Here is a 14435-nt window from a genome sequence, read left to right on the forward strand (position 1 = left end):
CAAATATACATTTTTCAGTACGCTATTCCAACGCTGTTTTTTGTACTGTATTGCATGCTAAACCTAATGAAAACGGGTAAAGTGTACAACATTACTGCAGACCGCCAATGGTTGTGGCTTTCGTTTTCTTAATTGAAAAAATGCAAATAAAAGATTGCGTCGTCGTACCTCCCCGCAATGACGAAAATACAGCGCTAAGCCGCTACTTCCCTTAAATCTACTGCTACAACCCTTGAAACGCCTTGTTCTACCATGGTTACCCCGTAAATGATATCGGTGCTGGCAATGGTGCGTTTGTTGTGCGATACGATGATAAATTGCGACTGATCGGAGAATTTACGAATGATATTATTGAATTTATCGATGTTGGTGTCATCCAGGGGTGCATCAACCTCATCGAAAATACAGAAAGGCGCAGGTTTTAGAAGGTAAAGCGAAAATAACAGCGCGGTAGCCGTTAACGTTTTCTCGCCACCGGATAGCTGATTGATCGACAATGGCCTTTTCCCTTTGGGGCGGGCAACAATATCAATGTCAGCTTCTAAAGGATTATTGATATCGGATAAAATCAGGTCACAGCTGTCTTCTTCATTAAATAAGGAGCGGAAAACCACGATAAAATGTTCACGGGCCCGGGTAAAAGCCTGCATAAATTTATCTTTTGCGGTATCGTCTATTTCTTTAATCGTTTGTAAAAGATCGGTTTTGGCCGCGTTAAGGTCTTTTTTCTGGTTCTGGATAAACGTATAACGCTCTTCCATTTCCTTAAAGGCTTCCATGGCCATAGAGTTGATGGCGCCAAATTCGTCCAACTGGCGTTTCATTTTTTCTACTTTCTGGCGGAGTTCAAATTCACTTTCCAGCGCTTCAATAGCGGTATCTGTTTCTAAAAGATCGTTGATATCAATATTGAATTCTACCGCCAAACGCTCTTTTAAAGCATTCAGGTCGATTTTTAAAGCGTTCTTTTTATCCTTGATTTCAGTTAGAAGGAAATCGGTTTCTTCGCGGTTTTTACGGATGTTGGTTAAATCGGTTTCTACCTGGTTAATATTGCCCTTTATTTCGAAATACTCTTTTTCTGCTTCTGCAAGCCCTTTTTCCATCTCCTCCCTTTGCTGATACATCTCTAAAAGTGTATCGTCGCTCAGATCGGTGTGTTGCAAAGTTGCCGTTATTTGTACCAGGGTTTCCTGCAATTCTTTATCATTTTGGGCAATGCGCTTATTTAAGGCTTCTTCCTGTACAAAACGGTAATCTAAATCTTTTTCTAAGCCCGATAACTTATTTTGTTGTTGGTGGAAACGGATATTATCCTGGTTGTACTTACCGGCACTTTCGTTTACCTGGTCGGCAATTTCCTGATAGTTCAGTTGCTGCTCCTGTAGATTCACATGTGCTTCCCGCTGGTTTTTCTGCAACTGAATCAAGGCCGGTAATTTCTCTGATAAGGCTTTTTCTATCGATACGATTTTTTGCGCAATATCTGTTTTTCGGTTTTCGCTGGTGGTAATAAACTCCTGGTACTGGTCGCGGCGCGTTTGTACTGAAATATGCTCGTTATTTAAACGATTCATTTCCTGTTGTAAAGCGTTGATCTGATTAATTTTTGAAGCCTCTTTCAGGTTAAATATATTATCTGTTTCGGCTTTTATGGCGGCATTATACTGATTGATCAGCGATTCTGAAGCTTTAATTTCTTTTGCCAGATTCTCTAAATTCTTGGCGCGGCCAATCCTTTTACCTTCGAACAAACCTACTGAACCACCAGCCAGGGTAAATTTGGTTTGGGCATATTTTCCATTTTTAGCTAATATGGTTAAACTGTCAGTCGGTGTGTTTTTAAATCGGTTTTCTTGTTCGTTTTCAGCGATGTAAACATTTTGCAGAAGCAAATTGCAGAGGTTCTGGTATTTTTTATCAACTTCTACCACTGATAAAGCAGGTGTCAATCCTTCTTGACTAACGGGAATTGGGTTTTTATCCGGAACATTTTCTAAAACGAAAAAGTTTGCCCTTCCGCGGCTGGCATCGGTTAAGAGGTTAATCGCCTGAACGGCATCTGTATACAGGTCAACCACATAATGGTTCATTACCGGTTCGAGATAGTTCTCAATGGCTATGCGGTAATCTTCATTACAGAATAAAATATCGGAAAGGAGCAAGGCATTTTTAGCAAAAGCATTGCTTTTCTTTAAAAAACGGATCGATTCAGGGAAACCTTCCAGACTATCAACGAGTGATTTGGTGAGGTTATATTCGTTTTGCCTGGCATCTTTTTTACGGTTTTCGGCCGTTAGTTTTTCCTTATTGGAACTTAAGTTACTTTCTGAAGTGGCTAATTTCTCTTTTAAGATCTCTTCTGCTTCAATCAGGTTTTTAATATTGGCCTGCTTTTCTCTTACCTGGATATCAAGTTCGGCCAGGGCGTGATCAAAAGCCTTTAATTCCAGCGTTTTCGTTTCGGTATCATCTACATTGCGGTTGCTTTCCTGTACCAGGGCATCTTTCTGGATGTTGAGGATATCAATTTCTTTTTGCGACTGGTATACCTGGTTTTGCAGGTCGTTAACAGATTTGATCAGGTTGTCGATCCGGTTTTTTTCAATCTGCTGCTGCTCACGCAAGGTATCAAGCGTCGATTTTAACTGTTTTAAGTCAGATTCGAGACGGTTAAATACTTCCGCTTCTGTTACCACTTCTTCATTTAAACGTTTGATGTTGTATTTGATGTGGTTAACCTGGTTTTTATCTTTTTCCAGTTCGCCCGATAAACGCGTTTCTTTTTCCTGTAAAAAACGCATTTGCTCATTTTTTACTTTTTTCTCACTTTCGTAAGCGCGGATTTTGGAAACATACTCGTTGGTGGCTTTTTGCTGTACCGAAAGGTTTTTCTCCTGACTGATACTGCCCAGTTTAAGCTTCTGCAGCTCGGCCTCACCGGTATCTATTTTGGTGCTTAGCTCGGTACGGTTTAGCATTTGCAGCTGCTCCTGGGCCTCTAGTGCAGTTAAATCAGTACGGAAAAAAGCAATGCGATGCGTGGCCAGTTGTACACTCAACTCGCGGTACTGTTCTTTGAGTTTATAATAACGCTCAGCCTTACGTGCCTGGTTTTCTAAGGTCTTAAGGTTTTTTTCGATTTCGAAAAGCAGATCTTCTACCCGTTCCAAATCGGCTTCTGTATCTTTTAATTTACTGAAAGTCTGTCTCTTACGGAGTTTGTATTTAGAGATGCCGGATGCTTCCTCAAACAGCGACCTGCGGCTATGCTCTTTGTTGGTGATAATTTCATCTACCATTTTCAGCTCGATAATCGAGTAACTATCAGAGCCGATCCCGGTATCCAGAAAAAGGTCGGTAATATCTTTTAACCTGCACTGCACATCATTTAAGCGGTATTCGCTATCGCCATTGCGGTACAGTTTGCGTGTTACCGTAACCTGCGAGTAGGCAGTAGGAAGGATGTTTTTGGTATTATCAAAGCTTAATGAAACCTCGGCAAGCTGTGCCTGTTTACGGTTTTTAGTGCCGTTGAAAATGATGTTTTCCATCTTTTCAGAGCGTAATGCTTTGGTACTCTGTTCGCCCAGCACCCAGCGCATGGCATCAATTACATTCGATTTTCCACAACCATTAGGTCCTACAATAGCCGTAACCCCTTCATTAAAGTTGATGGTCACTTTATCGCCAAAGCTTTTAAAGCCTTTAATTTCTAACCTGGTAAGCTGCATGGTTTGTAATCGGGAGAACCGGACCCAATATTAAGGATAATTTTATGGTTTTTCAAGTTTTAATAAGCGTGTTTTTAACCACAGAGGCCACGAAAAGAAAGCACTGAGGGCACAGGGTTGGGCATAATCTTCAAAAGCAGTCGCCTTGCTGATCCGATAGTTAGTTATCGGATTTGAACCAGCATCTGATTAAATGTTTATCCATAAAAGGGGGTGTATCAAAAAGATTTATGCTGGCTTACCAAGCAAATTATATTTTGATAGTTCGTCATTCCCAATTTAATTGGGAATCCTAATGCTATTGCAGAGTGCTTTAAGATTAGCTTCGCTGAGCACTTCGTGGTTCCCGCATGCGCGAGAATGACGACCACCCGAATGATTCTGTCAATGGCAATCTGCTGACTATCTATTAAAGGTCCTGAAAAGAGTTCGGGATGAAGAATCTAATTGTTTCAGCGTCTCTGAATTTAGGCGGCTAAATTAAAATCTACGTTTATTTCACAATCATCAATTTTGCAAACTTAAGCAGCAACTGTTTATTACCTAAGCCCTGGAAAAATACAGTGGCTTTTACATCTGGTAAAGTGCCTTCTAAACTAATAATTTTTCCAAAGCCAAATTTTTCGTGTTCCACTTCCATACCACCTTGAAACTCGTGCGGTTGTGATGGCGTAAACCCAGGTGTTGGCACGTGTGCTTTTGCCAGTAATGAAGTTGTTTTCGGACGTGCGGCTGGGGCGGAAGTAGTTGCACCGGCCCCCGGTTTTGGTTTACTTATGAAATCGCGTGGCTGCGATGTCCACGATTTACGCTCGCCGTCAAAACTACCTTCAAAACTGTTTGATTTGGCTGGTTTAACATCCAGTTCTAGAAATTTCGGATTAATCTCGTTAATGAAACGGCTGGGTTCGCAATTGGTTAAAGTGCCCCAACGATAGCGTGAAGTGGCATAAGTGATGGTCAGTTTTACTTCTGCACGCGTAATGGCTACATAAAACAAACGGCGCTCTTCTTCTAAATCGGTGCGGTTGGTTAACGACATCTGTGATGGGAACAGGTTTTCCTCCAATCCCACAATAAACACGTTCTTAAACTCCAAACCTTTGGCCGAGTGGATCGTCATTAAAGAAACGGTATCCTTATTTTTATCGCCGTCCTTATCATCGTTGGTTAAAAGCGCAACATCCTGCATAAAAATATCAAGGCCTTTTTCCTCAATATCTTCACGTTCCGCAAATTCTTTAATACCGTTTAATAATTCCTGAATATTTTCATATCTCGCGCGTCCTTCAACACTGTCATCGGTATATAGTTCTTTTAAGATACCTGCATGTTGAGCAATAAAGAGTGCAGAATCATAGGCATCAAGCTTTTTAGCTTCCGCCTGAAAGCTCTGCACCATCATGGCGAAATCATTGAGCTGATTGGCCAAACGTCCATCAACATATTGGTGTGCATTCGAAATCACATCCCACATGGTGAGGTTGTGCTGATCGGCTGCAACGATGATTTTATCGATTGAGGTATCGCCAATACCACGTTTTGGATAGTTGATTACCCGTTTAATGGCTTCTTCATCTTTCGGGTTAAAAGTTAACCTGAAATAGGCAATTAAATCTTTAATCTCTTTACGTTGATAGAAAGAGGTGCCCCCGTAAATTTTATAAGGAATATTCAGTTTGCGCAAACCTTCTTCCATTGCACGGCTCTGCGCGTTGGTACGGTAAAGTATGGCAAAATCGTGATAGGTATAACCTTTTAGGCTGCGCTCCTGGATAATGGATTCGGCAACCAGTTTTCCTTCTTCATTATCCGTAAAAGCACGGGCAACTTTAATCCTGTCGCCCGGATCATTTTCGGAAAATACATTTTTTTCCAATTGGTTTTTGTTGTTGGCAATGATGCTGCTTGCTGCGTCAACAATATTCTGGGTAGAACGGTAATTCTGTTCTAACTTGTAAACCTTTAAATCGGGATAATCGCGTTCGAAATTCAGAATGTTCTGGATATTTGCACCACGGAAAGCATAAATACTTTGTGCATCATCACCCACTACACAAATGTTTTGATAAGCGGCAGCCAGTTTTTTCACAATCGTATACTGTGAAAAGTTGGTATCCTGGTACTCATCCACCATCAGGTACCTGAATTTTTGCTGGTATTTATTTAAAACATCCGGATGTTCTTTTAACAGGATGTTGGTTTTGAACAATAAATCATCAAAATCCATTGCACCTGCCCTGAAACAGCGTTTGGCATAGGTTTCGTAAATCTGGCCTAACAGCGGGCGTTTGTTCTGGATATCTTCAGCCTGAATCTGGTCATTAGCCTGGTATTCTCCCCATGATATCAGGTTGTTTTTTGCCGAAGAAATCCGGCCGTACACGAAATTTGGGGCATATAATTTATCATCCAGTTGCATTTCTTTCAAAATGGCACGGATTACACTTTTACTGTCGTCGGTATCGTAAATGGTAAAATTGTTCGGATAACCGATTTTTTCGGCCTCTACGCGTAAAATTTTTGCAAAAACAGAGTGAAATGTACCCATCCAAATGTTTTTCGCCTCTGCGCCAACCACTTTGCTGATACGCTCGCGCATATCTTTACTCGCTTTATTGGTAAAGGTTAAAACCAGGATGTTAAATGGATCGGTACCGGTTTGGATCAGGTGGGCTACACGAAAAGTAATTACCCTGGTTTTGCCCGAACCTGCACCTGCAACAATCATTACCGGTCCTTTTGTGTTCTCTACTGCTGCTCTTTGTTGTGGGTTTAATCCTGCTAAATAATCCAAATCGGCTCCTGTTTTTTTGAGGTTCAAAAATAACAATTCCCGGGGCTTTTTGCCAAAGGTGTTGGTAATTAGTTAAAAATCCAATGGCTCGTGCAAATCATTCGTCATGCTGAACTTATTTTATTAGCTATTCTTATTGTTTTTAGGTCTAAAAGCTACTTGGTGGTCAGCATCTTTCCTTTATTGGGTAATAATATAAAAAGATCGTGAGCTTAAATTTGGGTATGAATTGTACCTTCGATAATTTAGGGGAAAGCCAAACCTGTATTTCATAGGGTTGTATAGCCCTTTGCTTTGCTCATACGCCTGCAGGCCTTACGCCCAGGCCGGTATCCGCTTCGCCAAGGTTTAGGTAAATTGAGTTTATGCTGCTATTAAAGGTTCAAAACCCAAATTGATGTTTATTTCAATCGAATAACTGTGTATACTGTCAGAATTTCATACTGATTTTTTAGGTATAGAATTTGAGATAGTACAATAATGGAAGAGAAAAAAACAAATAAGGATATTGAGTTTACCGATATCCCGGAAGGGGCCAGCCAGGATATTTATGTGAATTTAAAAGAGAAACTGGAAAGCGTTGAAAAATTTCCGGGTGTTTACCATTTTAAATTTATCATTACCGGAGGTTTAGATAAAATACAGGAGTTACGTGCCATTTTACCTAACGATGAGTTTATGGAGCAGCCTTCAAAAACAGGGAAATATGTTTCCATTACGGTAAAGAAACCAGTGCAAAATGCGGATGAGGTGATTGCAGTTTACAAGCAGGCTGGAAACATCAAAGGCATTATGATCCTTTAGGCCGTTTCGATGTATAGATGCGTTTTTCATTTTCAAGGTCGCCGTTTGCAGCTACGCTGTTCGTAAACCTGATGGCAGCGGCAGCCCCGAAGCATGAGGGCTACAGTGAACAGCAGGACTGCAGCTTCCGATGAAAAACCATCCTTTCATTTCCAATCAATAAAAAGAATATATCGCCTAATGATCAATTACACATAAAGCCATCATGCTAAACTTATTTCATGATCTACCCTGTATTGGCTTATATGTACCTTATGTGTCTTAAATGGTAAAATGAGCCAAAGTTTTACTCAAACCCTTATTTTGTCTATAATGAGGTTAAACAGAGCCATTTTTAATGGCCCAATCTACCATCGAATCCAATACCTGAAAAAGATCCTGCCCTGATTTGGTGAGACTGTAAGTCACTACAGGCGGAATAACCGCTTGTGCATCACGGTGAACCAGGTCGTCATTTTGCAATTGCTTTAAGTGTTGTATCAGCATTTTTTCTGTAATCTGTGGTATGGCTCGTTTTAGCTCACTATAGCGTTTTGGCCCGCTCATCAAATGAAAAATAATAATCGGTTTCCAATAACCACCAATTTTTTCCATTACAAAAGTAACAGGGCAGCTGGTTAGCGCTACGCCTTTATTGAAATTACGGGTCGAACTTTCTTTAACAGCAGTCATGGTTACATACTTTGGGGTAAGTACTTGTATAAAAGTAAGCACAAATATAGCTTTGTACTCAGTAATTAAAAATAAAAAATCATGAAAATAACATTAACAGGGTCAACAGGTAATATTACAAAGCCGCTGGCCAAAATATTGGTGGCCAAAGGCCATGAAGTAAAAGTGATCAGCAGCAATGCCGATAGAGCCGAAGAAATTAAAGCCCTGGGCGCAATACCTTTAATTGGTAGTGTAGACGATACAGAATTTTTAACAAATGCTTTCGCAGGGGCTGATGCCATTTACACCATGGTTCCGCCAAATTTTGCTGCGCCAAAATTCAGGGAATATATTAAAGGTATTGGCGAAAATTATGCTGCTGCCATAAAAAAGTCGGGGGTTAAAAAAGTGGTGAATTTAAGTAGTGTAGGTGCAGATCTGCCTGATGGAACCGGTCCTATAGCTGGCTTGCACGACGTAGAAAATATTTTTGCCGAATTAAATGGGGTAGATGTTAAACATTTGCGTGCCGGTTACTTTTACATCAACTTTTTAGCCAACATCGATATGGTTAAACATGCAGATATACTGGGTTCTAATTTTGGCGCTGATGCCAGACTTGTTTTGGTACATCCTGCTGATATTGCAGTGGCAGCTGCAGAAGTCTTGGAAAGTAATTTTACAGGTAAAACCATCCAATATGTAGCCAGTGATGATGAAAGCACGCCAGCTGATGTTGCAAAAGCATTGGGTATGGCTGTTGGTAAGCCAACATTACCATGGGTTGAATTTAGCGATGAAGAGGCATTTAACGGAATGGTAGGGGCAGGATTACCCGAAGAAATAGCCAAAAACTATGTAGAAATGGGCGATGCGATCAGAAGTAATAAACTGTTTGTAGATTATTACAAAAACAGACCTGTTTTAGGGAACATTAAACTTGAAGATTTTGCCAAAGATTTTGCTTCAGCATATCACAACTAATTAAAGCATAACCGTTGTTCGGTCCGGCAGCCGGACAACTGTTTGTTTACATCCAATTTTCATTTCTACTTTCCACCTGGTATAACCAATAATTAACAAGCTGTTTAATTTCGGTGTAATTGCCATACTTAAAGTGAATCTGTCCTGCGGCGGTATGTAAAGTGAGGTGGCCAACATCCACTCCTTTATGCCAGGGGTATTGAAAGGTGGTAATGGCCTGAATTTTATTAGGCATTACAATTTCATTAGCAATGTCCCAGATTCCGCTGGTTTTGATTATGAAATCCTGACTTACTGAAATCCGGTGCCGGCGGTAACTGATATAAATCATCAATACACCGATAATTAGATAGGCAATTGAAAAGCCAATATAAGGTTTCAGTTCCGGTACATTAAAGGTAATGATCAAAAAGATTGATACAGGTACAACCAGTTTAAAGAAAATAGGCAGGTTTAGAAAACGCCAGTCGGGAATAAAGGTTTTTTCCTTGAATGATACCTTGCCCAAGATCATTTTCAGCAATTCATCGCGTTCGCCAGCATTACACCCCGGAATTTCTAAGGTGTTTCCCTGCATTTCGTGCCCTTTTTTACTCTGACCAAAATGAGCCTGTTTTAAACTCATATTCAGCATGTTCAGTTTTTTCTGAAAGTAATTCTGGCTGTATTTTGTAATCTGAACTTTATTTGGACTAACGAGGGTGTTTTTCTTGGCAATTAATCCCGATGAGAGCAAGAGCGTATTGGAATGTTCGCTAATTTCGAGTTCAAAATACTTGTAAAAAGTTCTAACCAGGTTAACAATCAACAGTACAATTAACAGGCACGCAACTAAGATAAAAATGGTAACGATGGTCAGCATCCCGGTTACTGTGCTCTGAATTTGATCTTGGTTAATTTTAAAAGCATCAAGTAATTGCCTGCCCTCATAAATAACGGTATAAAAAAAAGCAACAATTAAAGCTAAACTTTGCCCATAGTTAGAGGTTAATCCAACTTTAAACAGTGTCCAGGAGCTTATTTTTAAAAATGGTGCTTCTGCTGTCTTGTTATTTTTCAGGTCAACTTGCCGTTGTGTTTCGGTTGTGGTATCGCTGTTCAACAGGTGTTCTTTCAGGATATAGGCCGAAGTTTCATCGATGGCTTTTATACTTACTTCTTCTCCATGCGCACCGGCCGTGTCGATTTTCAGCCCATAAACACCTATAATTTTTTGCAAAATGTTCTGGTTAATGTTAACCTGTTGTATTTTGTCAAGCTGAATAATGACCTGATCGCGGTTGAATATGCCTTTATTTACCACGAATTCCTGCTTTTCTTGATCTAAAAAGAACGTGAATTTTAGGTACCATAAATATGCAAATATAAAACTGAATACGATTATTGCAGCAATACCCAACATGAGGTAGGCGAAAGAAGTGCCCGACATCTTGACGAAGGCAATAACGAATAGGAAAAAAGTTGCCTTGACAATTTTCAGCATCATGTGCGCACCCATGATGACGATACCCAAAGCCGATTCGCGCTGTGGTTTGCTAAAATCATTATTCATTGGTATTCAATGCTGTTGTTGGGGTTTCAAGCTGCTCTAATTTGTTCAATAACAAGTCTCTGATGCGTTTGGCCTCGTCAATTGCAATACCTGAAATATGGATATGGCCGGTTTGTCCACCTGCGGTAAATAACTGTAGCGATCCCAGCTTGTACATTCTTGAAAATAGACCCTCGTTCAATTCAATATGTTGAATCCGGTTTAGCGGAACAATTGTTGTCGACTCGGCAATAATCCCACTCTTATAAATGACGTCGTGTGTACGGATCGCATATCCCCGTTTTTTAAAACTCAGCCTAAAAAGCAAAAAGAAGCTGACCGAAAGCACCAGATAAAGGGGAATCATCCACTTAGCGTTTGGTTTTAACTCATCAACAAAAAACAGCAGCATACTCAGTAGAATGCCCAGCAGACCAAAAAAGATCGTCAGATTGATACAAATAATTTTCCAATAATCCCGATGTGGCTGGTTCAGCTGAATGTGCTCATATTTTGGAAGAAGGTCGAGATTTATAACTTCGTTGGTGAAAGTGGTATCCGTGTGCATAGTTAAAGGTATAAAACATATTCCCTGGATATAGACTCCTATTCAAATCTTTTGTTACCTCGCCACGATAAACTTTTTGGTGGTGTTGTATTGGCCGGAATCGGAAGAAATCTTAAAGAAATAAATGCCTGGAACAAAGGTAGAGGTATTGATGTCTAAAGTATGTTTCCCTACATTCAGGTATTCATTTACGACTGTTTTAACCAATCTTCCCATTAAATCGTAAATCTGCACATTAATTTTATCCGCTTCAGGCAATACAAGATCAATAAATGTTTGCATGGATGCAGGATTCGGGTAATTCTGCGTAACGGTAAATTTCAGGAATTTATCAAAAATCGCCTTGTTGATCGCGTCGAAAATGACATAACTGATCAATCTGTAACCGCGCGCATTTGGATGAAACGGATCCTGATAAAGTGAAAAATCCCTTCTCATGGCTGCATTTACGTCAGCCAGGTATATTTTATATTCTGCCGCTAATTTTCTGTAAGCCGCATTGATATTCCTGATGTTGATATTTACCGCAATATTACCCTTAATGGTTCTGTCATCCACAAACTGTAGCGTGCACAAAATAGGAACCAGCTTCTGTTTGAGGCTCACGGTAATTAACGACCGCATATTGGCAACGGTTTCAGCTACGCTTCCTTTACCCGTAGTCATGGCAATAGCATCATTAATGCCCATATCAATTACAATAAAACCAGTTCTGTTGGCTATGGCGTTGTCTATTCTGAGTAATCCCTGAAAAGTAGTCTGACCACCAATACCATGATTGGTAATATCGACTATTTTGTTGGTATAACAATTAATAAAATTGTTCTGGAGCATGGTCTGGAAACCAAGACCTTTTACGCCCTCTACGGTGCTGGCGCCAAAAGTTACGATATTGATACTGTCTTTTGAATAATATTGCGCCGCTTCAGGGCAACTCACCCGGGTAGGGGGTGGTGTTCCTTGTGCGAACGAAGAAATACGAATGACAAGAAGCAGCAGCAGAGTTAGAAATACTTTCGTGCTAAACTTCATTGTTAAAATTCTTTCGTACAGGATTTAAAGGATATTTTTAATTGCGCAATTTACTAAAAAGTAAATATAAAAAATGTTTGTGCTATTCTTTTTTACAAACATAAAACGATTTGTATCTTTTAAAAGACGGTTTTTAAATTTTAATATAATAGGATGATTCATTATTTACATCGTTAATTGCAGTATAATATAAGCCATCCGACTAGCTTTATGGCGGCGTGTATGATAATTTAATGGTTTACTGTGCCTTTTATTTGCTAAAGCCTATATTTGCCCAAACTAATTTTGTTATGCAAGAGATTAAAAAATACGTAGAAACGCACAAACAACGTTTTTTAGATGAATTGTTTGAATTATTGCGTTTTCCATCGGTTAGTGCAGATCCTAAATATAAAGGTGATGTTTTAAAAACTGCCGATTATGTAGCACAAAAATTAAAGGATGCAGGAGCTGATCACGTAGAAATCTGTCCAACAGCCGGATATCCGATTGTTTATGGCGAGAAAATTATCGATGCTGCTTTACCAACTGTTTTAATATATGGCCACTATGATGTTCAGCCTGCTGATCCGTTGGAGCTTTGGCATACCCCGCCATTTGAGCCAACCGTGCGCGATGGTAAAATCTATGCCCGCGGCGCCTGCGATGATAAAGGCCAGTTTTACATGCATGTAAAAGCATTTGAACTGATGATGGAAACCAATACGCTGGCTTGCAATGTTAAATTCATGATTGAGGGTGAGGAAGAAGTGGGATCTGCCAATCTGGGTATTTTTGTAAATGAGAACAAGGAACGTTTAAAAGCAGATGTGGTTTTAATTTCTGATACTTCAATGATCAGCATGGAGCATCCTTCTATCGAAACCGGTTTACGTGGTTTGGCTTATATGGAAGTTGAAGTAGTGGGACCAAACCGTGATTTGCACTCCGGCGTTTACGGTGGTGCAGTGGCCAATCCGGCTACTATTCTTTGTAAAATGATTGCTTCTCTACACGACGAAAATAACCATATTACCATCCCTGCTTTTTACGATAAAGTGGTAGAACTATCAGATGAAGAGAAAAAAGCATTAAATGCTGCTCCTTATGATGAGACAGAATACAAAAAAGATCTTGATATTGAGGAAGTTTGGGGCGAAAAAGGTTATTCTACCTTAGAGCGTACCGGTACACGCCCAACACTGGAGGTAAACGGAATTTGGAGTGGTTATATCGGAGAAGGTGCCAAAACCGTATTGCCAAGTAAAGCCAATGCCAAAATTTCGATGCGTTTGGTGCCGAACCAAAGCTCAGAAGAAATTGCCGAAATCTTTACCAAACATTTTGAAAGCATTGCCCCTAAAAATGTTAAGGTAAAAGTTACGCCGCACCACGGTGGCGAACCTGTGGTAACGCCAACAGACAGTATTGCTTACAAAGCTGCAGAAAAAGCCATTGAAGATAGCTTTGGCAAAACTGCTATTCCAACCCGTGGCGGAGGCAGTATCCCTATTGTAGCCTTGTTTGAGGATGTATTGGGTATTAAATCGGTACTTTTTGGCTTCGGTTTAGATAGCGATGCACTACACTCGCCTAATGAGAAATATGATATTTACAACTATTATAAAGGAATAGAAACGCTGCCTTTATTCCACAAATATTTTGCTGAATTGAGTAAATAATAAAATCTGTTATTTCGAGCAAAGCGCAGCGTAGTCGGTAGATCTATCTTTAGTAGAACACTCCTCCGCTGCGTTTTCATTTGATTCCGAAAGATTTTAATAAACTTCATTTTATGGTCAGTCTGATCGAAGTCGATACTGTCAATCTGAGGGATAATTTATTGGATATAAATCAATAGCAATGACAGCTAATTTAGCAAATTGAAAGGCCAAGAGCCATCGTCATTGCGAGAAGGCTTTTTCAGCCGGCGAAGCAATCTTTAAAGCAAGGATCATAAGCGTGATAGATTGCTTCGTCGTTCCTCCTCGCAATGACGATTTTTCTATTGGAGTCTGTCAATGGTAGCGGAGTCGAAGACCAATCCCTGCCTATTTTTTAATCAGCAGGGATTTTTTTGCCATTTTTTGAAAATGAGCGGTCTGTGTTTCACGGGTGCTTTAGTCCCGCCATTCGCTTATAGTCCTCATTTCGCTGCGCTCCATTCCGGGCTATCCGCTGCTGTCGGGTTTATTTAACAGTCGCCTGTTCTGATAGGCAAGGCCTGTTCCTGGTATTTGCTTAAAACATTGATAGTCTTGCTATTCCTCGCCACCTAAACCCGATCTGAGTGGATGCTCCCGATTCTTCATCGGAGCAGGAACGGGAGCGGGGCTGCCGAACCCGATAAGC

General features: G+C 40.2%; 9 protein-coding genes. 3 read left to right on the top strand and 6 right to left on the bottom strand.

The window, feature by feature from the left end; translation table 11 throughout:
• Positions 1-194 precede the first annotated feature (194 nt).
• Entirely contained in the window at positions 195-3734 is a 3540-nt protein-coding gene (smc, locus tag ACIQXP_RS03945) for a chromosome segregation protein SMC (protein WP_293741524.1), read from the bottom strand.
• A gap of 493 nt (positions 3735-4227) precedes the next feature.
• Positions 4228-6531 carry an ATP-dependent helicase gene (locus ACIQXP_RS03950; RefSeq protein ID WP_387504856.1) on the bottom strand — a complete coding sequence of 768 codons (2304 nt, stop codon included), beginning with the start codon at positions 6529-6531 and terminating at the stop codon, positions 4228-4230.
• Between the two features lie 480 nt (positions 6532-7011).
• On the opposite strand from ACIQXP_RS03950, the gene ACIQXP_RS03955 reads away from it, so the two are divergent.
• Positions 7012-7335 carry a DUF493 family protein gene (locus tag ACIQXP_RS03955; RefSeq protein ID WP_387504555.1) on the top strand — a complete coding sequence of 108 codons (324 nt, stop codon included), beginning with the start codon at positions 7012-7014 and terminating at the stop codon, positions 7333-7335.
• A gap of 318 nt (positions 7336-7653) precedes the next feature.
• On the opposite strand, the gene ACIQXP_RS03960 is transcribed toward ACIQXP_RS03955, so the two are convergent.
• Positions 7654-8049 carry a winged helix-turn-helix transcriptional regulator gene (locus tag ACIQXP_RS03960; protein ID WP_387504556.1) on the bottom strand — a complete coding sequence of 132 codons (396 nt, stop codon included), beginning with the start codon at positions 8047-8049 and terminating at the stop codon, positions 7654-7656.
• A 39-nt stretch (positions 8050-8088) separates the two neighbouring features.
• On the opposite strand from ACIQXP_RS03960, the gene ACIQXP_RS03965 reads away from it, so the two are divergent.
• Complete coding sequence (locus ACIQXP_RS03965; protein ID WP_387504557.1) at positions 8089-8973, top strand: NmrA family NAD(P)-binding protein; 885 nt, start codon at positions 8089-8091, stop codon at positions 8971-8973.
• 46 nt (positions 8974-9019) lie between these two features.
• Here ACIQXP_RS03965 and ACIQXP_RS03970 read toward each other — a convergent pair whose 3' ends face one another.
• The 3 genes from ACIQXP_RS03970 to ACIQXP_RS03980 are packed head-to-tail and all read right to left on the bottom strand — an operon-like array spanning position 9020 to position 12104.
• Complete coding sequence (locus tag ACIQXP_RS03970) at positions 9020-10525, bottom strand: PH domain-containing protein (RefSeq protein ID WP_387504558.1); 1506 nt, start codon at positions 10523-10525, stop codon at positions 9020-9022.
• Positions 10518-11072, bottom strand: coding sequence for a PH domain-containing protein (locus ACIQXP_RS03975; protein ID WP_387504559.1), 555 nt, complete (start codon positions 11070-11072; stop codon positions 10518-10520). The genes ACIQXP_RS03970 and ACIQXP_RS03975 overlap by 8 nt, the downstream gene beginning before the upstream one ends.
• Before the next feature lie 54 nt (positions 11073-11126).
• Positions 11127-12104: an SGNH/GDSL hydrolase family protein gene (locus ACIQXP_RS03980; RefSeq protein WP_387504560.1), complete on the bottom strand. Its 978-nt coding sequence runs from the start codon at positions 12102-12104 to the stop codon at positions 11127-11129.
• 290 nt (positions 12105-12394) lie between these two features.
• Between ACIQXP_RS03980 and ACIQXP_RS03985 the strand changes: the two genes are divergently transcribed.
• The gene (locus tag ACIQXP_RS03985) at positions 12395-13765 is read left to right on the top strand and encodes a dipeptidase (protein ID WP_387504561.1); all 1371 of its coding nucleotides are present in this window, start codon (positions 12395-12397) and stop codon (positions 13763-13765) included.
• Positions 13766-14435: the final 670 nt, after the last annotated feature.

The sequence above is a fragment of the Pedobacter suwonensis genome, from assembly GCF_044762335.1.
Taxonomy (GTDB): Bacteria; Bacteroidota; Bacteroidia; order Sphingobacteriales; family Sphingobacteriaceae; genus Pedobacter.

Excerpts from the sequence above, each read along its gene's own strand:
- smc (WP_293741524.1), bottom strand. The coding sequence starts at position 3,734 with ATGCAGCTTACCAGGTTAGAAATTAAAGGCTTTAAAAGCTTTGGCGAT.
- ACIQXP_RS03955 (WP_387504555.1), top strand. The coding sequence starts at position 7,012 with ATGGAAGAGAAAAAAACAAATAAGGATATTGAGTTTACCGATATCCCG.
- ACIQXP_RS03965 (WP_387504557.1), top strand. The coding sequence starts at position 8,089 with ATGAAAATAACATTAACAGGGTCAACAGGTAATATTACAAAGCCGCTG.
- ACIQXP_RS03970 (WP_387504558.1), bottom strand. The coding sequence starts at position 10,525 with ATGAATAATGATTTTAGCAAACCACAGCGCGAATCGGCTTTGGGTATC.
- ACIQXP_RS03975 (WP_387504559.1), bottom strand. The coding sequence starts at position 11,072 with ATGCACACGGATACCACTTTCACCAACGAAGTTATAAATCTCGACCTT.
- ACIQXP_RS03980 (WP_387504560.1), bottom strand. The coding sequence starts at position 12,104 with ATGAAGTTTAGCACGAAAGTATTTCTAACTCTGCTGCTGCTTCTTGTC.
- ACIQXP_RS03985 (WP_387504561.1), top strand. The coding sequence starts at position 12,395 with ATGCAAGAGATTAAAAAATACGTAGAAACGCACAAACAACGTTTTTTA.